This window comes from Pseudomonas sp. TE21435, from assembly GCF_056279265.1.
On sequence record NZ_JBWBQZ010000001.1, the window covers coordinates 4,039,037 to 4,063,314 of the forward strand.

The following is a 24,278-nucleotide window of genomic DNA, read 5'->3' on the forward strand; positions in this document are numbered from 1 at the left end:
CACAAGCGGTAGTTACTTATGCCTGCTCGACGCGATTACGCCCCTTGTCCTTCGCCCGGTACAAGGCTTCGTCCGCGCGCTTGAGCACTTGGTCGCCGCGCTCGCCGGCGCGGAAGGCACTCAGGCCGATGGACGTAGTGATCACCACTCGTTCGCCCTTGAAGTGGAATGGGCAGGCTTCGATCGCCGCACGCAGTGCCTCGACCACCTGCGCTGCGGCGGGCGGCGATGTTTGCGGCAACAGCAGGACGAATTCCTCACCACCGAAGCGGGCGATGAAGTCACCGCCACGCAGGCGTTTGCGCAGCTGGTCGGCGACGATCTTGAGCACTTTGTCGCCCGCCAGGTGGCCGTAGCCGTCGTTGATGCGCTTGAAATGATCGAGGTCAAGGATGGCCATCGCCAGATGGCCGCCGTTTTCTTGCCAGTCGAGTACTTCCTGTTCGACTCGCTCCGACCAGGCCGCACGATTGGGCAGGCCGGTCAGCGGATCGATCATCGCTTTCTGCCGCTGCTCTTCAAGGTGCTCGCGGTAACCCAGTGCCTCCTGCTCCATGCTCGCCACACGTTCGGCCAATCCGTGCAGGCGACCAGCCAGCTCATGCTCACGACGGTCACGCTCGTGCTGGTGAGCATCCATGGTCACCAACAGGCCTTCGAGGCGGTTCTCCAGGATATGCTTGAGGCTGTCGACATCGGCAGCCCCCTGCACACTACTCTGCAAGCCATCGACCTGCTCGCGCAGCTGGCTGTCGAGCTCTCGGGCGGCGGAGCTGTTGTCGGCATGGCCGGCGCTGGCTTCGTGCAGGTGGCTCTGGAAGGTTTCCAGGCGCTCGTTGAGCTGCTGCAGGTAAGCCTCGAACTCATGCTGGCCGCTGTCGGTGATCGCCAGCATGAGCACGGCCAGGTCATCCAGTACCGGGATCAGCTCGTACCAGTTCAGCCCCCGCGAAACCCGTTCGCGCATCTCCAGGGCCTGGGCCTTGTGGCGCTCGGGCAGGCTCAGGTCGTCGAGCAAGCCGATCAGCGTCTGCTCGATATGGGCGGCAACCTGGCTGTAGGGCGGCTCGACCGCATCGGGCAGGGCATAGGGGCCATCATCGACGGTGACCAGCTCCGCCACTGTGTCCGGTTCATCCGTTGCGGCTTGCTCCGACTCGATGACAGTCAAAGGCTCGGGTACAGGTTCGGCAACCGCGGCCACCGATGGCTCGGCTTCGGGATGCGGATCGGCAACGACCAACGGCGTGGTTTCAACCAGCGCCGGGCCGGGTAATTCGATTTCCGCTTCAGGCAGCTCGACGGGCACCGTTTCATCCACTGCCTGTGCCGCTTCGGGCAAGGCTTGAGGGGCAGGTGCCAGGGCGTGCAGTTCGTCGGCATCCCTGGGCTGTGGCTCAGGTGCGATGACCGGGGCTGCAGCGGCTGGCTGGAGTACGGGCGACGTCGCCTCGATGGCAACAGGTGCGGTCGCCAATTCCCCTTGGGGCTCGTCACGGCCACCAAACAGGCGCTGCAGGAACCCGGGGCGAGCTTCATCATCGGGCTTTTGCACAGCATCCAGGGCGCGCCCCTGCAAACCACTGAGCTCGCCCAGCAAGGGCGGTAGCTCGCGGGACTGGCTGACGCCACCGTCGAGCTTCTTCGCCAGCTTTTTCAACGGACGTGCCACATCGCCCGGCAGGGGCAAGGTCTGCAACTGGGTAACCAGCGCGGTCAGCGCCTCGCTAACCTGGTTCATGCGAGTTTCGCGGCGCTGCTCGGAGTCGAGCACGGCTTTTTCCAGGCGCGGAATCAGCCCGGCGAGGCCGGCGTCCATATTGTCGCTGCGGATGACCTCGCGCATTTCCTTCATGCACTGGTCCACGATCTTGTCGCTACCTTCCGCCGCCAGGGTGCTGCGCACCAGGCCACGACGCAGCAGGTCGAGGCGGGCTTCCCAGCGCCGCTCGAGCTTTTCCTGCTGCTCGATGCTCTTGAGGTATTTTTCTTTCCAGCGCTCGGCTTCTTCGGTCATGCCTGGATCCGCAACGGGTAATGGCATCTAGTCCTGCAATCACTGGATTTCGGCGGAAAAGCCCAACACTTGAGTGCAGGATTCGCCCAGGCAGGACTAACTCAGGACCGGCAGCGTATCCACAGTCAGGGCATCAGGCAATCGGATCTCGACGGCGACGGGAAGGTGATCGGAAATTGGCTGTGCCAATACCTCGACACGCTCCAGTGTCAGGCTCGGGCTGAGCAGGATGTGGTCAAGGCAGCGCTGGGGACGCCAGCTGGGAAAAGTGGCCTCGACCTGAGGAGCGACAAGCCCGAGATCCCGCAAGGGCGAATGGTCAAGCAGGTCGTTGGCGTGGGTGTTCATGTCACCCATGAGGATCTGGTGGCGATAGCCACCGATCAGCTCGCGGATATAGGCCAGCTGCCGGGCGCGCGTCTTGGAGCCGAGCGCCAGGTGCATCATCACCACGATCAGGGCGTCGGCACCTTCGCCGAAACGCACGAGGATCGCCCCTCGCCCAGAGGGGCCGGGCAGGGGATGGTCTTCCAGGTGCTGGGGTTTGAGGCGGCTGAGCACACCGTTGCTGTGCTGGGCAAAACGCCCCAGGTTGCGATTGAGCTGCTGGTACCAGTAGGGGAATGCCCCCAGCTGGGCCAGGTGCTCCACCTGGTTGACGAAGCCGGAGCGCAGGCTGCCGCCGTCGGCTTCCTGCAAGGCCACCAGGTCGAAGTCGTTGAGCAGGTCACCGATCTTCTGCAGGTTGCCGGCTCGCCCGTTGTGCGGCAGCAAGTGCTGCCAACTGCGGGTCACGTAGTGGCGATAGCGCTCGGTACTGATACCGACCTGGATATTGAAACTGAGCAGCCGCAGGCGACCATCGGCCGGCAGGCCGCTGGCCTGCAGGTGATGTTCGTTGACCTGCGGCTGGTGCAGGCCGACGCTTCGGGTTGAGCGAAAGCGGCCCATGGCATTCGCCGCTTACTTAGCGGCGCGCTCCTTGGCGATCAGCTGGTCGGCGACGTTCAGCACGCCTTCCGGACCACCGGCGGTACCCAGGTCGAAGCGATACTTGCCGTTGACCACCAGGCTCGGTACGCCGGTGATTTCGTACTTCTTGGCCAGCTCTTTGGCCTGATTGACCTGGCCCTTGATGGCGAAGGAGTTGAAGGTGGCGAGGAACTTGTCCTTGTCCACGCCCTGGGTGGCCAGGAAGTCGGCCATCTCCTCAGGTTTGGTCAGGCGCATGCGCTTGTTCTGGATGGCGTCGAACACCGCGTTGTGGACATTGTGCTCAACACCCATGGCTTCGAGGGTGAGGAACATCTGGCCGTGGGCATCCCAGGGACCACCGAACATGGCCGGCACACGCTTGAAATTGACGTCCTTGGGCAGCTTGTCGACCCAAGGGTTGATGGTCGGTTCGAAGTGGTAGCAGTGCGGACAGCCATACCAGAACAGCTCGACGACCTCGATCTTGCCTGGCACCGATACCGGCACGGGGTTGCTCAGCTCGATATATTCCTTGCCGGCCACAGGCTCCGCAGCCTGGACGGCGGCCATACCGAATACGCTGGCGGCGACCAGCGCAGCGCTGAGAATCAGTTTACGCATGCTTTACTCCTGAGCAGTCTTTGGTCGCCTCGACGCGACCTGTGTAGGACAGGTCGGGAAGGGCTCGAGTTCTGTAGTGTAACGGCTACGGACAGAAAAAAGGGCAGCGCGGGCTGCCCTTTTCATCTTTAGCGCTGAAGCATTAACCGAGTGTTAACGCGTATTTCAGTGCAGGCCCTGAATGTAGCTGGACAGCGCTTCGATGTCCTTGTTGCTGAGCTTGCCGGCGATGGTGCGCATGGTCATGGCGTCGCCGTCATTGGTGCGGTTGCCTTCGCGGAAGTCGGTCAGCTGCTTGCTGACGTACTGCGCGTGCTGGCCACTGAGATGCGGGAACTTCGCCAGGGCGATGCCTGCGCCGTTGGGGGAATGGCAACCGGTGCAGGCCGGCATGCCTTTCTCCAGGTTGCCGCCGTTGAACAAGGCACGACCACGCTCGACGAGCTTCGGATCGGCGGCACCCACGCTGCCTTTCTGGCTAGCGAAATAAGCGGCGATGTCGGCCAGGTCCTGTTCGTTGAAATTGGCCAGCATGCCGGTCATCTCAAGCACGGTACGCTTGCCGTCCTTGATGTCGTGCAACTGCTTGTTCAGGTAGGGCTCACCTTGGCCGGCGAGCTTCGGGAAATTCGGTGCCAGGCTGTTGCCGTCCGGGTTGTGACAGGCCCCACAGACAGCTGTCTTGGCCTGGCCGGCGGCGGCATCGCCTTTGATGGGTCCCGCAGCAGTTGCCGCACCTGCGACCCCCATGGTCAACAGCAGACTCACGACTAGTTTGTTCATCAGCTAATCCAACACGGCTAAGGGTGAAATGTTATGTATCGGGACTGCCGCTCATCCAAAGGATGACCAAACGGTAGTCCTCGGCACTGCAGTCCATGCACAATCCACGCGGCGGCATAGCCTTGAAACCCTGTGTAACATGCACCACCAGTTGCGCCATGCCTTGCGCCAGCCTTGGCTCCCAGGCCGCCCGGTCACCGCTTCTGGGTGCCTGGGGCAGTTGTCCGGCGTGACAGGCCGCGCACGTGCGGTTGTACAACGCCTCGGGATCCTGTGTAGCCTGTGCGCTGAAAAACGGCAGGAACATACCGACAGCAAGCAGCCATTTCGCCATGCGAAACGACCTGACAGGGTTGGGGGCCGCGCTGCGTTCTGTTGCGCGAGCTATTGTTCGACACCCCATGCTCAATTGCCTTCGCTGGGCGAATGAGCACACAAAAACTGGGGCATTATATACTTCCGCCAGCCAAACGGAAACGACACCGCTTGCCAGGCCTGGTCCTACGCCTCCAGCGCTGGGCAACACCCACATCGGAAATCCCATGCAAGTCAAGAACCCCATCCTCGGCCTCTGCCAGAAAGCCAAATTCGCCCTCAGCGCCGCCAAGGTCGAACAATGCCCCGAAGACCAGGGTTACGAGGTGGCTTTCGCCGGCCGTTCCAACGCCGGTAAATCCAGCGCCCTCAACACCCTGACCCACGCCAGCCTGGCGCGTACCTCGAAGACCCCCGGCCGCACCCAGCTGCTGAATTTCTTCAGTCTGGACGATGAACGGCGTTTGGTCGACCTGCCGGGCTACGGTTATGCAAAAGTGCCGATTCCGCTCAAGCAGCACTGGCAGAAACACCTGGAGGCCTATCTGGGTAGCCGCGAATGCCTGCGCGGGATCATCCTGATGATGGACACCCGCCATCCGATGACCGACTTCGACAAGATGATGCTCGACTGGGCCAAGGCCAGCGGCATGCCGATGCACATCCTGCTGACCAAGGCCGACAAGCTGACCCACGGCGCGGGCAAGAACACTTTGCTCAAGGTGCAGTCGGAGATTCGCAAGGGCTGGGGCGACACCGCGACCATCCAGCTGTTTTCGGCGCCCAAGCGCCTGGGCCTGGAAGAGGCCTATCGCGTGCTGGCGGATTGGATGGAGCTGGAAGACAAGCCGGTGGCATGAATGGCCACGAAACCTGTAGGAGCGGCTTCAGCCGCGAAACAAGCGCCTCGTTACGTGGCACCCGCTTTGCGGGTGATCGCGGCTGAAGCCGCTCCTACAAGGACCGATGCAACTCCTGAATTCCGGGCAAAAAAAACCCCGGACTTCGTATGGGGAGGGGGAAGTTCGGGGTCCAAGTCCGGACCGCTAGGGCGGGGTCCAGATATCTGCCAACACTTAACACAACATAGGAGCATCGAAAGGCTTCACCAGCCATTCAGTACCTCTGAGTGGCGGTTCACCGGTTTAGTTCCGAGCCCCTGGAAACTATTTGCGATAGTTTCATGAAACTCTCGATCTAAGGCCCCAGGCCTGCGCCGGATCCGCGACACTACGCCGCAGATCCTACACAGCTTTCACGCTGCGTTTAGTGAGCTTCGTCCCAATTCGAGCCAACACCCGCTTCCACCAGCAACGGCACGTCCAACTGCGCCGCACCGCTCATGTGGACCCTAATCTCGGCTTTCACCTGGTCGACCAGATCTTCGCGCACCTCAAGCACCAGTTCGTCGTGCACCTGCAGGATCACCCGCGCATCCAGCCCGCTCTCGGTCAGCCAGTTGTCCACCGCCACCATCGCGCGCTTGATGATGTCTGCCGCGGTGCCCTGCATCGGCGCGTTGATCGCGGTGCGCTCGGCACCTTTGCGCAAGGACGGGTTCTTGGCGTTGATGTCCGGCAGGTACAGGCGACGCCCGAACAGGGTTTCGACGAAGCCCTTTTCAGCGGCCTGGGCGCGGGTGCGCTCCATATAGGCCAGCACGCCTGGGTAACGGGCGAAATAGCGGTCGATGTAGTCCTGGGACTGCTTGCGATCAACGCCGATCTGCTTGGCCAGGCCGAATGCGCTCATGCCATAGATCAGGCCAAAGTTAATCGCCTTGGCGCTACGGCGCTGGTCGGTGGTGACGTTCTCTAGGGCGACACCGAACACTTCCGCGGCGGTGGCGCGGTGCACGTCAAGGTCGTTGCGGAAGGCGTGCAGCAGCCCTTCGTCCTTGGCCAGATGGGCCATGATACGCAGCTCGATCTGCGAATAGTCCGCCGCCAGCAGTTTGTAGCCGGGGCTGGCCACGAAAGCCTGGCGAATGCGCCGGCCCTCGGCGGTGCGGATCGGGATGTTCTGCAGGTTGGGGTCGCTGGACGACAAGCGACCGGTGGCAGCCACAGCCTGCTGATACGAGGTATGGATGCGTCCGGTACGCGGGTTGATCTGCAACGGCAACTTGTCGGTGTAGGTGCTCTTGAGCTTGCTCAGGCTGCGGTACTGCATCAGCACCTTGGGCAGCGGGTAGCCCTGCTCGGCCAGGTCATCCAGAACCGCCTCGGCGGTGGACGGCTGGCCCTTGGCGGTCTTGCTCAGCACCGGCATGCCCAGCTTGTCGTAGAGAATCGCACCGAGCTGCTTGGGCGAGCCCAGGTTGAATTCCTCGCCGGCCAGCGCATACGCCTCACGCTCCAGCTCGACCAGCTTCGCTCCCAGCTCACCGCTCTGCACGCCGAGCAGCCCGGCATCGACCAGCGCGCCCTGGCGCTCGATCTTCGCCAGCACCGGCACCAGCGGCATCTCGATATCCATCAGCACCGGCAGTACGCTGGGCGTCTGGGCCAGCCGTGCCTGCAGCGCATGGTGCAGGCGCAGGGTGATATCGGCGTCCTCGGCGGCGTAGGGGCCGGCCTTGTCCAGCGGGATCTGGTTGAAGGTCAGCTGCTTGGCGCCCTTGCCGGCGATATCCTCGAAGGCGATGGTGGTGTGGTCCAGATACTTCTGCGCCAAGCTGTCCATGTCGTGACGGGTGGCGGTGGAGTCGAGCACGTAGGACTCGAGCATGGTGTCGTAGGCCACGCCGCGCATGTGAATGGCCGGGCTGCCGTTGGCCAGGATGTTGATGTCGTACTTGGCGTTCTGGCCGATCTTGCCCTTGGCCGGGTCCTCCAGCAGTGGCTTGAGCGCCAGCAGCACACGCTCGCGGTCCAGCTGGGCCGGAGCGCCTTCGTAGTCGTGGGCCAGGGGCACATAGGCGGCTTCATGGGGCTCGACGGCGAACGACAGGCCGACGATCTGCGCCTGCTGGGCGTCCAGGCCGGTGGTTTCCGTATCGAAGGCGAACAGCGGCGCCTGGCGCAGCTTTTCCAGCCAGACATCGAAGCGAGCCTGGTCGAGGATGGTTTCGTACTTCGGCTCGACCTTCTCGGCAACAGCCTCGGCGACAGCGGCGCCATTACCGGCTTGGGGCGCGCTGCGCTGGACTTCGGCAACCCAGCTCTTGAACTCCATCTCGGTATAGAGCGCCATCAGTGCTTCACGGTCGGGTTCGCCACAGACCAGGGCGTCCACCTCGACATCCAGCTCCACATCGCACTTGATGGTGGCCAGCTCGTAGGAGAGGAAGGCCGCGTCGCGGTGCTCCTCGAGTTTGGCGGCGAGGGTCTTGGCGCCTCGAATGGCCAGGCCCGGCACCTTGTCCAGGTTCTGGTACACATCGCTCAGGCCGCCACCGATACCGGTCAGCAGGCCCACCGCGGTCTTTTCGCCAACGCCCGGCACGCCGGGAATGTTGTCGACCTTGTCGCCCATCAGGGCGAGAAAATCGATGATGTGTTCGGGGCCTACGCCGAACTTCTCGTGCACACCGGCGATATCGAGCACGCTTCCGGTCATGGTATTGACGAGGGTAACGTGGCCGTCCACCAGCTGGGCCATGTCCTTGTCGCCGGTCGAGATGATCACCGGGCGGCCGGCGGCGGCGCTGCTGCGCGCCAGGGTGCCGATCACGTCGTCGGCCTCCACGCCTTCGACGCACAGCAGCGGGTAGCCCAGGGCGCGGACGCTGGCGTGCAGCGGTTCGACCTGCACCCGCAGGTCGTCGGGCATGCTCGGGCGGTTGGCCTTGTACTCGGCGAACATGGCGTCGCGGAAGGTCCCGCCCTTGGCGTCGAAGACCACTGCGAACAGGCTGTCCGGGTACTGCTTGCGCAGGCTCTTGAGCATGTTCAGCACGCCCTTGACCGCGCCGGTGGGCATGCCTTTGGAGGTGGTCAGCGGCGGCAGCGCGTGGAAGGCGCGGTAGAGGTAGGACGAACCGTCCACCAGGACGAGGGGCGCTTGGCTCATGAGGAGAATCAACCTTTTCGACGGGTCCGGCGCTAGAATAGCCGGATCAATGACGACAAAAGGACTAGGTTATCATGCGCACACTCAATCGCCTGTTACTGCTCGGTCTGCTGGCCACCATGCCAGTCGTCACCCAGGCGGCGGACGAAGCCCCATCGGCCGATCCCGATGTAACCATTCGCACGGAAGGCGATAAAACCATCCAGGAGTACCGGCAAAACGGTTTCCTGTATGCGATCAAGGTCACGCCGAAGAACGGCAAGCCTTATTTCCTGGTACGCGCCGATGGCTCCGAAGGCAATTTCATTCGTTCCGACCAGCCGGACATGCTGATTCCGTCCTGGAAGATCTTCGAGTGGTAAGCTAGTAACGCGTATCGTTCTTATCAACCAGGCACTTCCGGGCGGAAGTGCCCGCATGGGCAATTCTTCAACATGTCAGTCTTCACCCCTGTGTCCCGGCCTGAGCTGGAAACCTTTCTGGCGCCATACGAGCTGGGCCGCCTGCTCGACTTCCAGGGCATCGCCGCCGGTACCGAGAACAGCAATTTCTTCGTCAGCCTGGAAAAAGGGGAGTTCGTCCTCACACTGATCGAGCGTGGGCCGGCTGAAGACATGCCGTTCTTCATCGAACTGCTCGACGTGCTGCACGATGCCGACATGCCCGTGCCCTACGCCCTGCGCGACCGCGAAGGGCATGGCCTGCGCGAACTGTGCGGCAAGCCTGCGCTGCTGCAGCCGCGACTGTCGGGCAAGCACATCAAGCTGCCGAACAACCAGCATTGCGCCCAGGTCGGCGAGTTGCTGGCCCACATTCACCTGGCCACCCGCGAGCGCATCATCGAGCGCCGCACCGACCGTGGCCTGGACTGGATGCTGGAATCGGGCGCCGAGCTGCTGCCGAGCCTGAACCGGGAGCAAGCCGGGCTGTTGCAACCGGCGCTGGCGGAAATCACCGCGCACAAGGCGCAGATCCTCGCCCTGCCCAAGGCCAACCTGCACGCCGACCTGTTCCGTGACAACGTGATGTTCGAAGGCACTCACCTGACCGGGCTGATCGACTTCTACAATGCTTGCTCCGGGCCGATGCTGTACGACATCGCCATCACCGTGAACGACTGGTGCCTGGACGAGCAGAGTGGTATCGACCTGCCACGCGCCCAGGCATTGCTGGGCGCCTACGCGGCACTGCGGCCGTTCACCGCCGCTGAGGCGGAGCTGTGGCCGGTAATGCTGCGGGTGGCGTGCGTGCGCTTCTGGCTGTCGCGCCTGATCGCGGCGCAGGCGTTCGCCGGGATGGACGTGATGATCCATGACCCTAGCGAGTTCGAGGTGCGCCTGGCGCAACGCCAGCAGGTTGCGCTGAAGCTGCCGTTCGCGCTCTGATAGGCAATAGCGGCATATGTGGGAGCGGGCTTGCCCCGCGATAGCGCCGGGCCTGCCAACGCTATCGCGGGGCAAGCCCACTCCCACTTGGTCCGCCTACAGCCTCAGAGCTGCTCCAGGCAGCCGACCAGGTCGCCGCCAAGCTTCTCCAGCAAGCGCTCATAGCCCTTGCCATCCACCTTGTCGGTGCCACCCAGCGCATCCAGTTCGGCCAACCGCACCGGCAACCCGGCCGTCAGCGTCTCGGCCAGGCGCGGCCTCAGCGGCGGCTCGCTGAACACGCAGGTCTTGCCCACCGCCTGCAAGCGCTTGCGCATGGCGGCGACGTGCTGCGCGCCCGGCTGCACCTCAGACGCCACGCTGAACACGCCAGTGTGCTTCAGGCCATAGGCGGCCTCGAAGTAGTCGAACGCCTCGTGAAACACGAAGTAAGGCTTGCCGGCGATCCCCGCCACACGCTGCTTGATGCGCGCATCCAGGGCATCCAGGCGCTCGACGAACTGCTTGAGGTTGGCCTGGTAGCGCAGGGCATTGGCCGGGTCGGCCGCTGCCAGGTCGCCGGCCATCTTCGTCGCGATCACCCGGGCATTCAGCGACGACAGCCACAGGTGTGCATCGAGGCTGCCCGGGCGGTGGTCGTGGTCATGATCGTCGTGGTCTTCCTCGTCATGGGAGTGGCTGTCCTCGCCGAAATGACGCAACTGCATGCCCGACAGCGACTGCACGGCCACGGTCGGCTTGGCGCGGCTCTTCAGCACGCGGGGCAGGAAACCTTCCATGTCCGGGCCGATCCAATACAGCAGGTCGGCATCGGCCACCTTGCGCACGTCGGAGGGGCGCAGTGAGTAGTTGTGCGGGGAGGCGCCCGGCGGCAGCAGCACATCGGGGCTGCCGACACCGTCCTGAACGGCGGCGGCGATCTGTTGCAGGGGCTTGATGCTAGTCAGCACGCGCACGTCGGCGTGCGCCGAAAAAGCGATGAAAGCGACAAAGAGGGCAAGGATTCGGGACACGGTGGATACTCGGGTCGTCAGAAACAGGTAACATAATAACGTCTCCATCCTGAACCGTCGCTGCCCATGTCCATCACGCCGCTGGCCCACCGTCCCCACGATCACTCCCATTGCGTCCACAGTGCGCTGGCCGAGGCCGACGCGCTGTGCAACCGTCAGGGCCTGCGCCTGACCGCCCTGCGCCGCCGCGTGCTGGAGCTGGTGTGGCAGAGCCACAAGCCGCTGGGCGCCTACGATATCCTCGCCGTGCTCAGCGAGCAGGACGGCCGCCGCGCCGCGCCACCGACCGTCTATCGTGCCCTGGACTTCCTTCTGGAAAATGGCCTGGTGCACCGCATCGCCTCGCTCAATGCCTTTATTGGCTGCAGCCACCCCGAGCACGCGCACCAGGGGCAGTTCCTGATCTGCCGCGAATGTCATGTCGCCATCGAGCTGGAGCAGAACAGCATCAGCGACGCCATCGTCAGCAGCGCCAATGCCGTGGGCTTTGCGGTCGAGACGCAAACCGTCGAAGTGGTCGGCCTGTGCGGCAACTGCCGGGGCAAGGCATGAGCGATGCCCTGATCCGCCTCGAGCAGGTCGGTGTCAGCTTCGCTGGCGAAGCGGTGCTCGACAGCATCGACCTGGCGGTGGCACCGGGCCAGATCGTTACCCTGATCGGTCCCAACGGCGCTGGCAAGACCACCCTGGTGCGCGCCGTGCTGGGGCTGCTCAAGCCGCATCGCGGCAAAGTGTGGCGCAAGCCCAGGCTGCGCATCGGCTACATGCCGCAAAAGATCCAGGTGGACGCCACATTGCCCTTGTCGGTGCTGCGCTTCCTGCGCCTGGTGCCCGGTGTAGACCGTGCGGCAGCCTTGGCGGCGTTGCAGGAAGTCGGCGCCGAGCAGGTGATCGACAACCCGATCCAGACCATCTCCGGTGGCGAGATGCAGCGTGTGCTGTTGGCCCGCGCGCTGCTGCGCGAGCCCGAGCTGCTGGTACTCGACGAACCGGTGCAGGGTGTCGACGTGGTTGGCCAGACCGAGCTGTACAACCTGATCACTCGCCTGCGCGACCGCCACGGCTGCGGCGTGCTGATGGTTTCCCATGACCTGCACCTGGTGATGAGCGCCACCGACCAGGTGGTCTGCCTCAACCGCCACGTGTGCTGCTCGGGCCACCCGGAACAGGTCAGCAACGACCCGGCCTTCGTCGAGCTGTTCGGCCAGAACGCCCCGAGCCTGGCCGTCTATCACCACCATCACGATCACAGCCACGACCTGCACGGGTCGGTGATCGCCCCCGGCGCCCATGTTCACGGAGAGCACTGCAAGCATGGCTGATTTTCTTCTCTACGCCCTGCTTGCCGGTGTATCGCTGGCGCTGGTCGCCGGCCCCCTGGGCTCGTTCGTGGTGTGGCGGCGCATGGCCTATTTCGGCGACACCCTGTCCCATGCCGCGCTGCTCGGCGTGGCCCTGGGCTTCGCCTTGGATGTCAGCCCGGCGCTGGCGGTGACCGTCGGCTGCCTGCTGCTGGCGATCCTGCTGGTGACCCTGCAGCAGCGCCAGCCGCTGGCCTCGGACACCCTGCTCGGCATCCTCGCCCCCAGTACGCTGTCGCTGGGGCTGGTGGTGCTGAGCTTCATGCACGATGTGCGCATCGACCTGATGGCCTACCTGTTCGGCGACCTGCTGGCGATCAGCCCTACCGACCTTGCCTGGATCCTCGGCGGCAGCGCCTTGGTGCTGGTGCTGCTGGCGATGTTCTGGCGACCATTGCTGGCGGTGACCGTGCACGAGGAACTGGCGATGGTCGAAGGCTTGCCGGTGACCGGCCTGCGCCTGGCACTGATGCTGCTGATCGCCGTGGTGATCGCGGTGGCGATGAAAATCGTTGGCGTGCTGCTGATCACCTCGCTGCTGATCATCCCGGCCGCCGCGGCACAGCGTCACGCCCGCTCACCGGAGCAGATGGCCGTTGGCGCCAGCCTGCTGGGGGTTGCCGCGGTCTGCGGGGGCCTGGCGCTGTCCTGGTTCAAGGACACCCCGGCCGGGCCTTCGATCGTGGTCTGTGCGGCAGTGCTATTCTTGCTGAGCCTGGCGTTGCCGAAACGCTGAATTTTCAGGGTGCGCGCAGGCGCATCCTGCAACCTTTTCGCAGGTTTCGAGTCTGAGAAGACCTGTTTTCGAGCGTGCGCACCTGGGTGTAGACTTGCTCGCTTTTTGCGCAAATAGAGAGTCGCAGGAATGAAGCCGTTCGCCTCACGTTATCTGCTTGTTGCCGCGTTTTCCCTGTTCCTGGCTGCCTGCTCCAGCAAGCCGGCCGAACAGCCGGTGGCGCCTGCCCAGCCCGATGCCTGGCAGCAGCTCGAGCAAAGCATCGCCAGCAACGAGCTGGCCACCGCCGAGGATCAACTGGCCGCCTTGCAGGCCCAGGCGCCGGATGACGCACGCCTGGAGCCGCGCCAGCGCCAGCTGGCCGAGGCCTACCTGCGCCGTAGCCAGATCGTCCTGCAGAAGGGCGATGTGAATGCCGCTGCCACGGCATTGGCCCGCGCCCGGGCGCTGATGCCGCAAGCACCGGCCCTGACCGGCGGCGATGCCGTGGCCCAGGCACGCAAGGCCGAACTGGAAAAGGCCGAAGCGGCGCTCAAGGCTGCCGCGTCCAAGCCCAAGGCCCGGGTGATCGACCCGACCGCGCCGACCACCGTCGTGGCGCTGAAAACCACCGATAGCCGGGCGATGCGTCGCCAGTTGGACGATATCGCGGCGGACGTGGTGAGTTATCAGTGCGAGGTGGTGTTCCAGGTGCCGCGTACCGAGGATGCGCCTTGGCTCAAGACCCTGCTGGAGAAGCGAGTGCGCAAGCTCGACAGTGGCTTCGAGCTGAAGCAGAAGCATGAGATCCAGCGTTCATTGCCGGCGCAGGTGGTATTGATCCCTCATCAGCAATAAACCTGTCAGGGCCTCATCGCCGGCAAGCCGGCACCCACAGGGACCGCCTGCAATCTGTGGGAGCCGGCTTGTCATGGCGACGAACCGCGGCGATGGGCTGCAAAGCAGCCCCCGATTATGCAGGAACAGCTTCGGCAGCCGCCTCCCGCGCCCACACCCGGTGCCCCTCGACGGCTTTGAAGAAGGCCTCGAGCGCCTTCTGGTCATCGCCCAGCAACAGCCCCGCATCTTCCTTGAGTCCCAGCTTGTTCAGCAGCAGCTTGCCCTCACTGGCTACGCCCATGGGCTTGAGATGCTTGTAGGCCTCGAGCAGGAAGTGCTTGGCCACGCCGCTGTTTTCCAGCGCCTCCAGCGAAGCCTTGCCCGCCGGCACCCACACCCCGTCGAACATCACCGAGGGCATGCCCTCCATCGATGCATCCACCGGCAGCTGCTTGCCAGCGGCAGTCTCCACGGGTGCCGAAGTCGGCCCCAGCAGCATGGGACGCGCACTTTGCGCCTCCAGCGCCTTGACCACCTTGTCGACACTCGCGTCATCCACGCCATCAGCCACCAGGATGGCGATTTTGCGCCCACTGATGCCGATGTCCCCGGGGTGGTTCATCTGGCTCAAGGCCTTTGACTGTGCCGGCTTGCTGCCCTTGACCTTGACCGTGCCGGCCTTCGGCGCCGGCAGGCCGAGGTTGGCCGCCACCGCTGCCGCCAACTTGAGATCGATATTGGCCAGGATCTCGTTCACTTCCCGCGCGCGGATCGCCTCGCGCTCGACCTTGCCCAGCTCGAAGCTGTAGGCCTTGATGATGTGCTGCTGCTCGGTGGGGCTCATGCTCTGGAAGAACAGCCGCGCCTGGGAGAAATGATCGCCAAACGACTCGCTGCGCTGGCGGATCTTGTTCGCGTCGATACGTTCCTGGTAACTCTCGAAACCGCCATCCTGCGCGGCGGGCGGCGTTTCCTTCGGCCAGCCGCCATCGATCGAGTTGGGCTCGTAGGACGCCCGGCCCTTGTCGATGGTCATGCGGTGCATGGCATCGCGCTGGCTGCTGTGATTGGGCGCGACAGGGCGGTTTATCGGAATCTCGTGGAAGTTCGGCCCGCCCAGGCGGCTTATCTGGGTGTCGGTGTAGGAGAACAGCCGGCCCTGCAGCAACGGGTCGTTGCTGAAATCGATGCCCGGCACTATATGCCCGGGGCAGAAGGCGATCTGCTCCACTTCGGCGAAGAAGTTGTCCGGGTTGCGGTCGAGCACCATCTTGCCCAGCGGCGTCACCGGCACCAGCTCCTCGGGGATGATCTTGGTCGGGTCGAGCAAGTCGAAGTCGAACTTGTGCTCGTCGGCCTCCGGCACGATCTGCACGCCCAGCTCCCATTCCGGATAATGCCCGGTCTCGATCGCTTCCCACAGGTCGCGGCGGTGATAGTCGGTGTCCTTGCCGGCAAGCTTCTGGGCTTCGTCCCACAGCACCGAGTGCACGCCCTGGCGCGGCTTCCAGTGGAACTTGACGAAGCTGGCCACGCCTTGGGCATTGATCAACCGGAAGGTGTGCACGCCAAAGCCTTCCATCATGCGCAGGCTGCGCGGAATGGCCCGGTCGGACATCGCCCACATGACCATGTGCGCGGATTCCGGCACCAGCGACACGAAGTCCCAGAAGGTGTCGTGGGCAGAGCCGCCGGTGGGCATCTCGTTGTGCGGTTCGGGTTTGACCGCGTGGACGAAGTCGGGAAACTTGATCGCGTCCTGGATGAAGAACACCGGCATGTTGTTGCCGACCAGATCGAAGTTGCCTTCATCGGTGTAGAGCTTCACCGCAAAGCCGCGCACGTCGCGCACCGTGTCGCCCGAGCCACGTGGACCCTGCACGGTGGAAAAGCGCACGAACACCGGGGTGATTTTCTCGGGGTCTTGCAGGAAGCCGGCCTTGGTCAGCTCGGCATGGCAGCCGTAGCTCTGGAAGTAGCCATGGGCGCCGGTCCCGCGGGCATGGACGATACGCTCGGGGATGCGCTCATGGTCGAAGTGGGTGATCTTCTCGCGCATGATGAAGTCTTCGAGCAGCGAAGGCCCACGGGCGCCGGCCTTGAGGCTGTTCTGGTTGTCGGCGACCTTCACACCCTGGTTGGTGCGCAGCGCCTGGCCGCTGGCGTCGCTGCGAAACGCCTCCAGGCTCTGCAGTTTGGCGTTGGTGTTGGCCTTGTCCGGGGTGTCGGTGCCGGCGACAGGGCTGGGCTGTGGCGCCTGCGGCGTCTTGCTGGGCATCTTCGGCTCTCCTCATCAGTCTTCAGGCTGCCCGTTCGGGCTTGTTCAATTAGTGACTGGGCTGCCATCGGATGCGTTCAATCGGATTGCCGACCGTCGCGTTATGCCGATTGGATTGGAGCGTGACGAAATAAATGCTAAGAACACGCAGGGGAAAAGGCTAAAATGCGCGCCCCGGCTAACCGCTGACCCAAATTCCATGCGCCCCACAAGGTTCGCTCAGTGATCGAGTTTCAAAATGTCCACAAGACCTACCGCGTCGCCGGTAGGGATATCCCGGCCCTGAACCCGACCAGCCTGACCATCGAAGATGGCCAGGTGTTCGGCCTGATCGGCCACTCCGGTGCCGGCAAGAGCACCATGCTGCGCCTGATCAACCGCCTCGAGGAGCCGTCCGGCGGCAAGATCGTGGTCGACGGTGAAGACGTCACCGCCTTCGACTCGAACCAGCTGCGGCGCTTCCGCCAGCAGGTCGGCATGATCTTCCAGCACTTCAACCTGCTGGCCTCCAAGACCGTCGCCGACAATGTCGCCCTGCCGCTGGTGCTGGCGGGCGAGCTGTCGCGTGGCGAGATCGACAAGCGCGTCACCGAGCTGCTGGCCCGTGTCGGCCTTTCCGAGCATGCCAAGAAGTACCCGGCGCAACTGTCGGGTGGGCAGAAGCAGCGCGTCGGCATCGCCCGCGCCCTGTCCACCAACCCCAAGATCCTGCTGTGCGACGAAGCCACCAGCGCCCTCGACCCGCAGACCACCGCCTCGGTGCTGCAACTACTGGCCGAGATCAACCGCGAGCTGAAGCTGACCATCGTGCTGATCACCCACGAGATGGACGTGATCCGCCGGGTCTGCGACCGCGTGGCGGTGATGGATGCCGGGCAGATCGTCGAGCAGGGCCCGGTGGCCGACGTGTTCCTGCACCCGCAGCACGCCACCACCAAGCGTTTCGTCCAGGAAGACGAGCAGGTCGACGAGAACGAGCAACGCGACGATTTCGCCCATGTGCCGGGGCGCATCGTGCGCCTGACCTTCCAGGGCTGCGCCACCTACGCGCCGCTGCTGGGCACCGTGGCCCGCGAAACCGGCGTGGACTACAGCATCCTTGCCGGGCGCATCGACCGCATCAAGGACATCCCCTATGGCCAGCTGACCCTTGCCCTGATCGGTGGAGACATGGAGGCGGCGTTCGCCCGCTTCACTGCAGCTGACGTACATATGGAGGTACTGCGTTGATGGACATCCTCAGCTATTTCGCCAACGTCGACTGGGTCGAGATCTGGCAGGCGACCAACGACACGATGGTCATGCTGTTCATCTCGCTGGCCTTCATCATCCTGCTGGGCTTGCCACTGGGCGTCGTGCTGTTCCTGTTCAGCCCACGGCAGATGTTCGAGCACAAGAAGGTCTACGCCGTGCTGGCGACCATCGTCAACATCGTGCGCTCGGTGCCGTTCATCATCCTGCTGATCGTGATGATCCCGATCACGGTGCTGATCACCGGCACCTCGCTGGGCGTTGCCGGTGCCATCCCGCCGCTGGTGGTGGGAACCACGCCATTCTTCGCGCGGCTGGTGGAAACCGCCCTGCGTGAAGTGGACCGCGGCATCATCGAGGCTACCCAGTCGATGGGCGCCACCACCCGCCAGATCATCTTCAAGGCCGTGCTGCCTGAAGCGATGCCGGGCATCATCGCCGCCATCACCGTGACCGCCATCACCTTGGTGTCCTACACCGCCATGGCCGGCGTGGTCGGGGCCGGTGGCCTGGGTGACCTGTCGATCCGCTTCGGCTACCAACGCTTCCAGACCGACGTGATGATCGTCACCGTGGTGCTGCTGGTCATCCTGGTCCAGGTACTGCAAATGATCGGCGACAAGCTGGTCGTGCATTTTTCCCGTAAGTAACCCCAATGGGGTCGGCCCGGCCGACCCGTTCGGGGGCCGTCGCGGCCCTCACAAGGAGTGATCAATGAAGAAGCTGCTTGCTGTTGTCGCCGCGGTCGCGGCCTTCTCGGCCCACGCCGAGACCCTGACGGTCGCCGCCACCCCGGTACCGCACGCCGAGATCCTCAACTTCGTCAAGCCACAGCTGGCGAAGGAAGGCGTGGAACTGAAGGTCAAGGAGTTCACCGACTACATCCAGCCGAACGTGCAGGTTTCGGAAAAGCGCCTGGACGCCAACTTCTTCCAGCACCAGCCGTACCTGGATGAGTTCAACAAGGCCAAGGGTACTCACCTGGTAAGCGTCGCCGGCGTGCACATCGAGCCGCTGGGCGTGTACTCGACCAAGGTCAAGAAGCTCGACGAACTGCCTTCCGGCGCCGCCGTGGTCATTCCCAACGACGCCACCAACGGCGGCCGCGCCCTGCTGCTGCTGGACAAGGCCGGGGTGATCAAGCTCAAGGACAACACGAACATCCTGTCGACCATCAAGGACATCGCCGAGAACCCGAAAAACCTGAAGTTCCGGGAACTGGAAGCCGCGACCATCCCGCGTGTGCTGACCCAGGTCGATGCCGCCCTGATCAACACCAACTACGCGCTGGAAGCCAAGCTCAACCCGGAAAAAGACGCCCTGGCCATCGAAGGCAAGGACTCTCCGTACGTGAACATCCTGGTGACCCGCGAGGACAACAAGGACGCGGACGCGGTGAAGAAACTGGTACAGGCCCTGCACTCGCCTGAGGTGAAGCAGTTCATCACCGAGAAGTACAAGGGCGCTGTGGTTCCTGCGTTCTAAGCCTGCAGCCTGGGGCCGCTTCGAGGCCCTATCGCCGGCAAGCCGGCTCCCACAGAGACTGCACGATTGTGGGAGCCGGCTTGCCGGCGAAAGGCCTGCGCAGCAGGCCCAAATATCTCAATCGCGCTTGACCAGCCCCGGCAACTGCGCCACCAGCTTCTGGTTGTTGAACGGCGCTCGAATGAACCCGCGCTGACGCCCATCAGGCCCGACCACCGCCAGGTTGCCGCTGTGATCCACGGTATACCCGGGCTTGCTGGTATCGGCCGGGATGAACGGGATGCTCAAGGCGTTGGCCAATTTCTGGGTATCCTCGATCGAGCCCGCCACCCCGACGAAATCCTTGTCGAAATAGCCCAGGTACTGCTTGAGCTGGTTCGGCGTGTCGCGGTTCGGGTCGACGCTCACCAGCACCACCTGCAGACGCTCCAGCGCCTCCTTGGGCAGTTCGCTCTTCACCTGGCGCAGCTGGGCCAGGGTGGTCGGGCAGATGTCCGGGCAGTAGGTGTAGCCGAAGAACAGCAATGACCACTTGCCCTTGAGCTGGTCCAGCACCAGCGGCTGGCCGTTCTGGTCGGTCATGGTCACGTCCGGCACGGTACGGCTCTGCGGCAGCAGGATGATGCCGGCATCGATCAGCTCGGTGGGGTTCAACTGACCACGGTCGTTGAGCACCTTGTTGACGGTCAGGCCCATGATCAGCGCGACCAGGGCAACGAGGATGAAGACGGTTTTCTGGGTTCGGGTCATAGGTTCAGCAACAGGTAGTGGTCTACGAGCAACGCGATGAACAGGGCGAACAGGTAGCCGATAGAGTACTTGAACGTCTTGATCGCCGCGTGCGGCCGGGTGCCACGGTACAACACCCAGGCCCAGTGCAGGAAGCGCAGGCCCAGCAGCAAGGCACAGGCCAGGTACAGCGGGCCGCTCATGTGGATGGCATAGGGCAACAGGCTCACGGCCAGCAATATCAAGGTGTAGAGCAGGATATGCAGGGCCGTGTAATGCTCGCCATGGGTAACGGGTAGCATGGGAATATCAGCTTTTGCGTACTCCTCCTTGCGATGAATCGCAAGGGCCCAGAAGTGCGGCGGTGTCCAGGCGAAGATGATCAGCACCAGCAGCAGGGGCTCGGCGCCCAGGTGCCCGCTGACCGCTACCCAGCCCAACAATGGCGGCGCGGCCCCAGCCAGGCCGCCGATCACGATGTTCTGCGGCGTGGCCCGCTTGAGAAAGCCGGTGTAGAGCACCGCGTAACCCAGCAGCGAGGCCAGTGTGAGCCAGGCGGTGAGGGGGTTGGTGAAAGCCAGCAGCAAGGCCATACCTGCCACGGCCAACAACAAGGCGAACAACAGTGCCGCCAGAGGCGCCACCCGGCCTTGGGCCAACGGACGCTTGTGGGTACGGGCCATCAACGCATCGACTCGTCGGTCGACCACGTGATTGACCGCCGCCGCGGCACCCGCGCACAAGCCAATCCCCAGGTTGCCGAACAGCAGGACGCTCCAGGCCACCCCTGCGCGGGTGGCGAGAAACATCCCCACCAGCGAGGTGATCAGCATCAGCACCACCACCTTCGGCTTGGTCAGTTCCAGATAGTCGCGCCATCCGGCGCGCTGGCGTTCCGTGCTCAGAACCGTCGCCACGAATCGTTCCTCATGTGATGAGTGAGTTGCGCCCCGGTCACCGGTGTCAGGCGCCAGCCATGGCCCACGCGAACCTTGTCGACCACGCGAATGCGGTAGTTCACCAGCACCATGGTCAGCAGCAGCAGCACACCGCCGGCGTTGTGGGCAACGGCCACGCCCAGCGGCAGGTGGAACAATACGTTGCTGATGCCCAGGCCCAGCTGCAGCGTCAGCGCCAGCAATACCAGGCGCGCCAGGCCGCCCAGGCCATTGCGCTGCAACTTCCAGCTGAGCATCAGCAGTACCGCCAGCACCATCATCGCGCCGAGCCGGTGGCTGACATGAATCGCCGTGCGCGCATCGCTGTCCAGTTGCCCGCCCAGGTAATTGGGGCCGACGTGCTGGGTCAGGTGGAAGCCGTTGCTGAAGTCCGCCGCCGGCCACCACTGGCCATGGCAGGTGGGCAGGTCGATGCAGGCCACCGCCGCGTAGTTGGCGCTGACCCAACCCCCCAGGGCGATCTGGCCGATCACCACCAGCAGCGCCAGCGCCGCGATCCGCCGCAAGCTCAGCGGCAGTTTCGGCAAAGGCGCAAAAGCCCGGGATAGACGCAGGGATAGCAGGAAAAGCAGGCTCACCGTGGTGAACCCGCCAAGCAGGTGCGCGGTCACCACCTGGGGCCACAGTTTCAGTGTCACCGTCCACATGCCGAACGCCGCCTGGGCCAGCACCACACCCAGCAGCAACACTGGCAGGCGGTAGGGCTGGCCGTCATGGGCATGCCGGCGTACAGCCTGGAAGGCAAGCAGTGCGATCACCAGTGCCAGGCTGCCGGCGAAATAGCGATGGACCATCTCTGCCCAGCCCTTGGCTTCCTCCACCGGGTGCTCAGGGAAGTGCAGCTCGGCATGGGCCAGTTGGGCATCGGTCTTGGGCACGCTGATGAAGCCGTAGCACCCCGGCCAGTCGGGGCAGCCAAGACCGGCATGAGTCAGGCGAGTGTAGGCGCCGAGCAACACGACCAGCAGCGCCAGCAGCGTGGCGCACACAGCAAGGCGGAATCCGGGTCTGGCCATGGCAGCCTCCTAGCCGATGTTGGACAGCTTGAGCAGGTGACGCAGGTCGTCCAGCACATGCTTGCCCTTGACTTTGGCGTCGTAGCGCAGCACCAGGTTGCCGTGAGGATCGACGATCCACAGTTGCGGGGCAGTGTCGCCGACCTTCTGGATATAGCGCTGGGCGTCCAGCGGATAGCGTTGCAACTGCGGGTATTCACGGCCCAGCAACGCCTGGTAGTCAGCGGCCAGCGGCTGGGCCGCCGCCAGGGCATGGCTGGCGCGGCTGGCATCGCGGCCCAGGCCGACCTGGATCTGCCGGGCCAGGTACACCAGTTGCCGGCAGTCCTCGACACAGGCGCCCGGGGAGCTGACCAGCAACTGCCAGCGCTCGTCCTGGGCATCGATGCCGATATCCGCCCGGCCCTCGCCATTACCAATCATCACACCGTGATAGCTGCGCCCCTCCGGTACCCAGAACTTGAGCTTGTACATGCTGGTGGCAAGGATCATCGGCCCGAGCACGACGAACAGGATCAACAGCAGTTGCAGGCGCCCGCGGGGCTTGCGGCGGTCAGGCACGTCCAGTGGACTCGTGGCGGCGGCCATGGCGGTTCTCCTTGTCGTTGTGATGCCAGCCGAAATACAGGTAAAGCAGTACCAACGCGCTCGCCAGGGCGAACCACTGCACGGCATAGCCCTGGTGCTTTTCCGGGCCCATGGCGACCACCGGCCAGTCCAGGCGGTAGGCGGCCGGGCCGGGCCGCAGGCGTAGCTCCTGAGCAAAGCCTTCCCGGCCCAGTTGCTGCCAGAGCCCGGACGGATCGATCGCCGTCAGCAGTTGCGGCCACTGGCCATCGGGATTGTCCGGGTGCAGCTGGAACGTCTTGCCCGGCGGCACGTAGACCGTGGCGTCCAGCGCCAGCGCCTGGCTGGGCGTGTCGAAGCGCACCGGCACACGACGGTCGGGCCACGCCAGCCAGCCGCGATTGACCAGCAACCACAGGCCGCTGGCCTGGTCGTGGAAGGGCTGCAACAGCTCGACGCCGGCCTTGCCGTCACGCATCTGGTTGTCCAGCAGCAGGCTGTGACCGGCATCGAACCGGCCATACAGGTGCACGGGGTAGAACGCCGGGTCCGGCAGCTGGCGCAACCGGTCAGCAGTGACCGGCGCCTCGATCTGGCGTTCGGTGTAGGTGGCCAGCAGGTCACGCTTTTCGTCGGCGCGCCGCAGTTGCCAGCAGCCGAGCGCGATCAACCCCGGCAGCAGCGCAAGCACCACCAGGGTCGGTACCAGGCCTGGGCGAAACGGCTTCACCAGGGCCTCTTGAGGTCGAGCGCTATACTTGTATCCATCACCTCATCCCCCGGAGTGTCGCCATGCTCAAGGCCGCGATTGTCCTGATGCTGCTGGCCACCATCGCCAGCCTGTTCAGTGGCCTGGTGTTCCTGGTCAAGGACGATGACCAGTCGACCCGCCTGCTCAAGGCCCTTACCGTGCGCGTCGCCCTCGCCACCCTGACCATCGCCCTGGTGGCCTGGGGCCTGATCAGTGGGCAACTGGTGTCGCACGCACCTTTCTGAATTCACACCATCCCTGTAGGAGCGGCTTCAGCCGCGATCACCCGCGAAGCCGCACTACAGGACATACACGAAGATGAACAACCCCACCCACACCACATCGACGAAGTGCCAGTACCAGCTCGCCGCCTCGAAACCGAAGTGCTTGTCCGGGTCGAAGTGCCCGCGCAGCACCCGGCAGAACATCACGAACAGGATCAACGTGCCCAAGGTCACGTGCGCGCCGTGGAACCCGGTAAGCATGAAGAACGTCGCGCCGTAGATGCCCGAGCCCAGGGTCAGCCCGAGTTTGTTGTAGGCCTCGTGGTACTCGTAGGCCTGCAGGGCGAGAAACGCCAGCCCCAGCAGGATCGTCAGCCCCAGCCACAGCTTCAGCGTGCCGCGGTGCCCCTTGCGCAGGGCGTGGTGGGCGATGGTCACGGTCACACTGGAGCTCACCAGCAGGATGGTATTGATCAGCGGCAGGTGCCACGGATCGATGACTTCCTTCGGTGGCGGGAACAGTTTCGGGTCCGGCGTATGCAGTAGCGGCCAGACGAACTCGAAGTTGGGCCAGAGCATATGCGTCACGCCCTTGGCCCCATCGCCCCCCAGCCACGGCCCGGCCAGCACCCGCACATAGAACAGCGCGCCGAAGAAGGCCAGGAAGAACATCACCTCGGAAAAGATGAACCAGCTCATGCCCCAGCGGAACGAGCGGTCCATCTGCGCACTGTAGAGCCCGGCGTGGCTTTCCTTGACCACTGCGCCGAACCAGCCGAACAGCATGTAGGCCAGGAACAGCGCGCCGACGAAGAAAATCAGCGGCCCGTGGGACTCCGGGTGGCCGGCCTTGAGGTCGTTGAACCAGGTGCCGAGCCCGAATACGGTGATGAACATGCCGATCGTGGCAATGATCGGCCACTTGCTCTGCGCCGGTACGTAGTAATGCTCGTGGCTTGCCATGACGTATCTCCTTCCC

25 protein-coding genes are annotated in these 24,278 nt (G+C 64.0%); 11 read left to right on the forward strand and 14 right to left on the reverse strand.

Annotated elements, in window-relative coordinates; translation table 11 throughout:
• Nucleotides 1-16: 16 nt before the first annotated feature.
• The 5 genes from ACZ9C1_RS18300 to ACZ9C1_RS18320 all read right to left on the reverse strand — a co-directional run bounded on the left by ACZ9C1_RS18300 (nucleotide 17) and on the right by ACZ9C1_RS18320 (nucleotide 4,730).
• Nucleotides 17-2,017, reverse strand: coding sequence for a GGDEF domain-containing protein (locus ACZ9C1_RS18300; RefSeq protein WP_476254247.1), 2,001 nt, complete (start codon nucleotides 2,015-2,017; stop codon nucleotides 17-19).
• Nucleotides 2,018-2,113: 96 nt separating this feature from the next.
• On the reverse strand, nucleotides 2,114-2,968 hold the full coding sequence (locus ACZ9C1_RS18305; RefSeq protein WP_046853623.1) for an endonuclease/exonuclease/phosphatase family protein: 855 nt from the start codon (nucleotides 2,966-2,968) through the stop codon (nucleotides 2,114-2,116).
• 12 nt (nucleotides 2,969-2,980) lie between these two features.
• Entirely contained in the window at nucleotides 2,981-3,613 is a 633-nt protein-coding gene (gene dsbA / locus ACZ9C1_RS18310) for a thiol:disulfide interchange protein DsbA (protein ID WP_102683017.1), read from the reverse strand.
• A 165-nt stretch (nucleotides 3,614-3,778) separates the two neighbouring features.
• Nucleotides 3,779-4,396 carry a c-type cytochrome gene (locus ACZ9C1_RS18315; protein ID WP_102683016.1) on the reverse strand — a complete coding sequence of 206 codons (618 nt, stop codon included), beginning with the start codon at nucleotides 4,394-4,396 and terminating at the stop codon, nucleotides 3,779-3,781.
• Between the two features lie 31 nt (nucleotides 4,397-4,427).
• Entirely contained in the window at nucleotides 4,428-4,730 is a 303-nt protein-coding gene (locus ACZ9C1_RS18320; protein ID WP_031314666.1) for a c-type cytochrome, read from the reverse strand.
• A 208-nt stretch (nucleotides 4,731-4,938) separates the two neighbouring features.
• Between ACZ9C1_RS18320 and yihA the strand changes: the two genes are divergently transcribed.
• Nucleotides 4,939-5,571 (forward strand): ribosome biogenesis GTP-binding protein YihA/YsxC, encoded by a 633-nt coding sequence (gene yihA, locus ACZ9C1_RS18325; protein WP_046853620.1) that lies wholly within the window; start codon nucleotides 4,939-4,941, stop codon nucleotides 5,569-5,571.
• A 406-nt stretch (nucleotides 5,572-5,977) separates the two neighbouring features.
• Here the strand turns inward: yihA and polA are convergent, their stop codons facing one another.
• Nucleotides 5,978-8,725 (reverse strand): DNA polymerase I, encoded by a 2,748-nt coding sequence (gene polA, locus ACZ9C1_RS18330; RefSeq protein WP_476254248.1) that lies wholly within the window; start codon nucleotides 8,723-8,725, stop codon nucleotides 5,978-5,980.
• A 74-nt stretch (nucleotides 8,726-8,799) separates the two neighbouring features.
• On the opposite strand from polA, the gene ACZ9C1_RS18335 reads away from it, so the two are divergent.
• Complete coding sequence (locus tag ACZ9C1_RS18335; protein ID WP_046853618.1) at nucleotides 8,800-9,087, forward strand: DUF2782 domain-containing protein; 288 nt, start codon at nucleotides 8,800-8,802, stop codon at nucleotides 9,085-9,087.
• A 72-nt stretch (nucleotides 9,088-9,159) separates the two neighbouring features.
• Nucleotides 9,160-10,110 (forward strand): homoserine kinase, encoded by a 951-nt coding sequence (locus tag ACZ9C1_RS18340; RefSeq protein WP_277502368.1) that lies wholly within the window; start codon nucleotides 9,160-9,162, stop codon nucleotides 10,108-10,110.
• 104 nt (nucleotides 10,111-10,214) lie between these two features.
• On the opposite strand, the gene ACZ9C1_RS18345 is transcribed toward ACZ9C1_RS18340, so the two are convergent.
• The gene (locus ACZ9C1_RS18345; protein ID WP_476254249.1) at nucleotides 10,215-11,171 is read right to left on the reverse strand and encodes a zinc ABC transporter substrate-binding protein; all 957 of its coding nucleotides are present in this window, start codon (nucleotides 11,169-11,171) and stop codon (nucleotides 10,215-10,217) included.
• Nucleotides 11,172-11,189: 18 nt separating this feature from the next.
• Between ACZ9C1_RS18345 and zur the strand changes: the two genes are divergently transcribed.
• The 4 genes from zur to ACZ9C1_RS18365 all read left to right on the forward strand — a co-directional run bounded on the left by zur (nucleotide 11,190) and on the right by ACZ9C1_RS18365 (nucleotide 14,057).
• On the forward strand, nucleotides 11,190-11,675 hold the full coding sequence (zur, locus tag ACZ9C1_RS18350; RefSeq protein ID WP_046853615.1) for a zinc uptake transcriptional repressor Zur: 486 nt from the start codon (nucleotides 11,190-11,192) through the stop codon (nucleotides 11,673-11,675).
• A complete protein-coding gene (znuC, locus tag ACZ9C1_RS18355) occupies nucleotides 11,672-12,445 on the forward strand; it encodes a zinc ABC transporter ATP-binding protein ZnuC (protein ID WP_110696969.1) in 774 nt (257 codons plus the stop codon). Before zur ends, znuC begins: the two co-directional genes overlap by 4 nt.
• Entirely contained in the window at nucleotides 12,438-13,220 is a 783-nt protein-coding gene (gene znuB / locus ACZ9C1_RS18360; RefSeq protein WP_046853614.1) for a zinc ABC transporter permease subunit ZnuB, read from the forward strand. The genes znuC and znuB overlap by 8 nt, the downstream gene beginning before the upstream one ends.
• Before the next feature lie 129 nt (nucleotides 13,221-13,349).
• The gene (locus ACZ9C1_RS18365) at nucleotides 13,350-14,057 is read left to right on the forward strand and encodes a PA5502 family lipoprotein (protein ID WP_277502370.1); all 708 of its coding nucleotides are present in this window, start codon (nucleotides 13,350-13,352) and stop codon (nucleotides 14,055-14,057) included.
• 115 nt (nucleotides 14,058-14,172) lie between these two features.
• On the opposite strand, the gene katE is transcribed toward ACZ9C1_RS18365, so the two are convergent.
• Nucleotides 14,173-16,317, reverse strand: coding sequence for a catalase HPII (gene katE, locus ACZ9C1_RS18370; RefSeq protein WP_476254250.1), 2,145 nt, complete (start codon nucleotides 16,315-16,317; stop codon nucleotides 14,173-14,175).
• A 222-nt stretch (nucleotides 16,318-16,539) separates the two neighbouring features.
• Here katE and ACZ9C1_RS18375 point away from each other — a divergent pair, with 222 nt between their 5' ends.
• From ACZ9C1_RS18375 to ACZ9C1_RS18385, 3 genes are all read left to right on the forward strand, one after another.
• Nucleotides 16,540-17,547, forward strand: coding sequence for a methionine ABC transporter ATP-binding protein (locus ACZ9C1_RS18375; RefSeq protein WP_110696963.1), 1,008 nt, complete (start codon nucleotides 16,540-16,542; stop codon nucleotides 17,545-17,547).
• Nucleotides 17,547-18,218 (forward strand): methionine ABC transporter permease, encoded by a 672-nt coding sequence (locus ACZ9C1_RS18380; RefSeq protein WP_023632566.1) that lies wholly within the window; start codon nucleotides 17,547-17,549, stop codon nucleotides 18,216-18,218. Before ACZ9C1_RS18375 ends, ACZ9C1_RS18380 begins: the two co-directional genes overlap by 1 nt.
• Nucleotides 18,219-18,282: 64 nt before the next feature.
• Nucleotides 18,283-19,053: a MetQ/NlpA family ABC transporter substrate-binding protein gene (locus tag ACZ9C1_RS18385; protein ID WP_102683007.1), complete on the forward strand. Its 771-nt coding sequence runs from the start codon at nucleotides 18,283-18,285 to the stop codon at nucleotides 19,051-19,053.
• A 117-nt stretch (nucleotides 19,054-19,170) separates the two neighbouring features.
• Here ACZ9C1_RS18385 and ACZ9C1_RS18390 read toward each other — a convergent pair whose 3' ends face one another.
• Genes ACZ9C1_RS18390 through ACZ9C1_RS18410 form a run of 5 tightly spaced genes read right to left on the reverse strand, consistent with a single transcriptional unit; the run spans nucleotide 19,171 to nucleotide 23,054 of the window.
• Entirely contained in the window at nucleotides 19,171-19,803 is a 633-nt protein-coding gene (locus tag ACZ9C1_RS18390; RefSeq protein WP_028688687.1) for an SCO family protein, read from the reverse strand.
• Nucleotides 19,800-20,699 (reverse strand): heme o synthase, encoded by a 900-nt coding sequence (gene cyoE / locus ACZ9C1_RS18395; RefSeq protein WP_277502372.1) that lies wholly within the window; start codon nucleotides 20,697-20,699, stop codon nucleotides 19,800-19,802. Before cyoE ends, ACZ9C1_RS18390 begins: the two co-directional genes overlap by 4 nt.
• Nucleotides 20,684-21,757, reverse strand: coding sequence for a COX15/CtaA family protein (locus tag ACZ9C1_RS18400; protein ID WP_457377751.1), 1,074 nt, complete (start codon nucleotides 21,755-21,757; stop codon nucleotides 20,684-20,686). The genes cyoE and ACZ9C1_RS18400 overlap by 16 nt, the downstream gene beginning before the upstream one ends.
• 9 nt (nucleotides 21,758-21,766) lie before the next feature.
• Nucleotides 21,767-22,345: a hypothetical protein gene (locus ACZ9C1_RS18405; protein ID WP_102683003.1), complete on the reverse strand. Its 579-nt coding sequence runs from the start codon at nucleotides 22,343-22,345 to the stop codon at nucleotides 21,767-21,769.
• Entirely contained in the window at nucleotides 22,311-23,054 is a 744-nt protein-coding gene (locus tag ACZ9C1_RS18410; RefSeq protein ID WP_277502374.1) for an SURF1 family protein, read from the reverse strand. Before ACZ9C1_RS18410 ends, ACZ9C1_RS18405 begins: the two co-directional genes overlap by 35 nt.
• A 62-nt stretch (nucleotides 23,055-23,116) precedes the next feature.
• Here ACZ9C1_RS18410 and ACZ9C1_RS18415 point away from each other — a divergent pair, with 62 nt between their 5' ends.
• Nucleotides 23,117-23,320, forward strand: a complete 204-nt coding sequence (locus ACZ9C1_RS18415; RefSeq protein ID WP_023628968.1) for a twin transmembrane helix small protein — start codon at nucleotides 23,117-23,119, stop codon at nucleotides 23,318-23,320.
• Between the two features lie 54 nt (nucleotides 23,321-23,374).
• Here ACZ9C1_RS18415 and ACZ9C1_RS18420 read toward each other — a convergent pair whose 3' ends face one another.
• On the reverse strand, nucleotides 23,375-24,262 hold the full coding sequence (locus ACZ9C1_RS18420; protein WP_110696955.1) for a cytochrome c oxidase subunit 3: 888 nt from the start codon (nucleotides 24,260-24,262) through the stop codon (nucleotides 23,375-23,377).
• Nucleotides 24,263-24,278 lie beyond the last annotated feature (16 nt).

Excerpts from the sequence above, each read along its gene's own strand:
- ACZ9C1_RS18405 (WP_102683003.1), bottom strand. The coding sequence starts at position 22,345 with ATGGCCGCCGCCACGAGTCCACTGGACGTGCCTGACCGCCGCAAGCCC.
- ACZ9C1_RS18340 (WP_277502368.1), top strand. The coding sequence starts at position 9,160 with ATGTCAGTCTTCACCCCTGTGTCCCGGCCTGAGCTGGAAACCTTTCTG.
- ACZ9C1_RS18390 (WP_028688687.1), bottom strand. The coding sequence starts at position 19,803 with ATGACCCGAACCCAGAAAACCGTCTTCATCCTCGTTGCCCTGGTCGCG.
- znuB (WP_046853614.1), top strand. The coding sequence starts at position 12,438 with ATGGCTGATTTTCTTCTCTACGCCCTGCTTGCCGGTGTATCGCTGGCG.
- ACZ9C1_RS18300 (WP_476254247.1), bottom strand. The coding sequence starts at position 2,017 with ATGACCGAAGAAGCCGAGCGCTGGAAAGAAAAATACCTCAAGAGCATC.
- ACZ9C1_RS18305 (WP_046853623.1), bottom strand. The coding sequence starts at position 2,968 with ATGGGCCGCTTTCGCTCAACCCGAAGCGTCGGCCTGCACCAGCCGCAG.
- znuC (WP_110696969.1), top strand. The coding sequence starts at position 11,672 with ATGAGCGATGCCCTGATCCGCCTCGAGCAGGTCGGTGTCAGCTTCGCT.
- ACZ9C1_RS18420 (WP_110696955.1), bottom strand. The coding sequence starts at position 24,262 with ATGGCAAGCCACGAGCATTACTACGTACCGGCGCAGAGCAAGTGGCCG.
- ACZ9C1_RS18380 (WP_023632566.1), top strand. The coding sequence starts at position 17,547 with ATGGACATCCTCAGCTATTTCGCCAACGTCGACTGGGTCGAGATCTGG.
- dsbA (WP_102683017.1), bottom strand. The coding sequence starts at position 3,613 with ATGCGTAAACTGATTCTCAGCGCTGCGCTGGTCGCCGCCAGCGTATTC.
- ACZ9C1_RS18345 (WP_476254249.1), bottom strand. The coding sequence starts at position 11,171 with ATGGAGACGTTATTATGTTACCTGTTTCTGACGACCCGAGTATCCACC.
- ACZ9C1_RS18415 (WP_023628968.1), top strand. The coding sequence starts at position 23,117 with ATGCTCAAGGCCGCGATTGTCCTGATGCTGCTGGCCACCATCGCCAGC.
- ACZ9C1_RS18385 (WP_102683007.1), top strand. The coding sequence starts at position 18,283 with ATGAAGAAGCTGCTTGCTGTTGTCGCCGCGGTCGCGGCCTTCTCGGCC.
- yihA (WP_046853620.1), top strand. The coding sequence starts at position 4,939 with ATGCAAGTCAAGAACCCCATCCTCGGCCTCTGCCAGAAAGCCAAATTC.
- polA (WP_476254248.1), bottom strand. The coding sequence starts at position 8,725 with ATGAGCCAAGCGCCCCTCGTCCTGGTGGACGGTTCGTCCTACCTCTAC.
- ACZ9C1_RS18315 (WP_102683016.1), bottom strand. The coding sequence starts at position 4,396 with ATGAACAAACTAGTCGTGAGTCTGCTGTTGACCATGGGGGTCGCAGGT.
- katE (WP_476254250.1), bottom strand. The coding sequence starts at position 16,317 with ATGCCCAGCAAGACGCCGCAGGCGCCACAGCCCAGCCCTGTCGCCGGC.
- ACZ9C1_RS18320 (WP_031314666.1), bottom strand. The coding sequence starts at position 4,730 with ATGGCGAAATGGCTGCTTGCTGTCGGTATGTTCCTGCCGTTTTTCAGC.
- zur (WP_046853615.1), top strand. The coding sequence starts at position 11,190 with ATGTCCATCACGCCGCTGGCCCACCGTCCCCACGATCACTCCCATTGC.
- ACZ9C1_RS18335 (WP_046853618.1), top strand. The coding sequence starts at position 8,800 with ATGCGCACACTCAATCGCCTGTTACTGCTCGGTCTGCTGGCCACCATG.
- ACZ9C1_RS18365 (WP_277502370.1), top strand. The coding sequence starts at position 13,350 with ATGAAGCCGTTCGCCTCACGTTATCTGCTTGTTGCCGCGTTTTCCCTG.
- ACZ9C1_RS18400 (WP_457377751.1), bottom strand. The coding sequence starts at position 21,757 with ATGGCCAGACCCGGATTCCGCCTTGCTGTGTGCGCCACGCTGCTGGCG.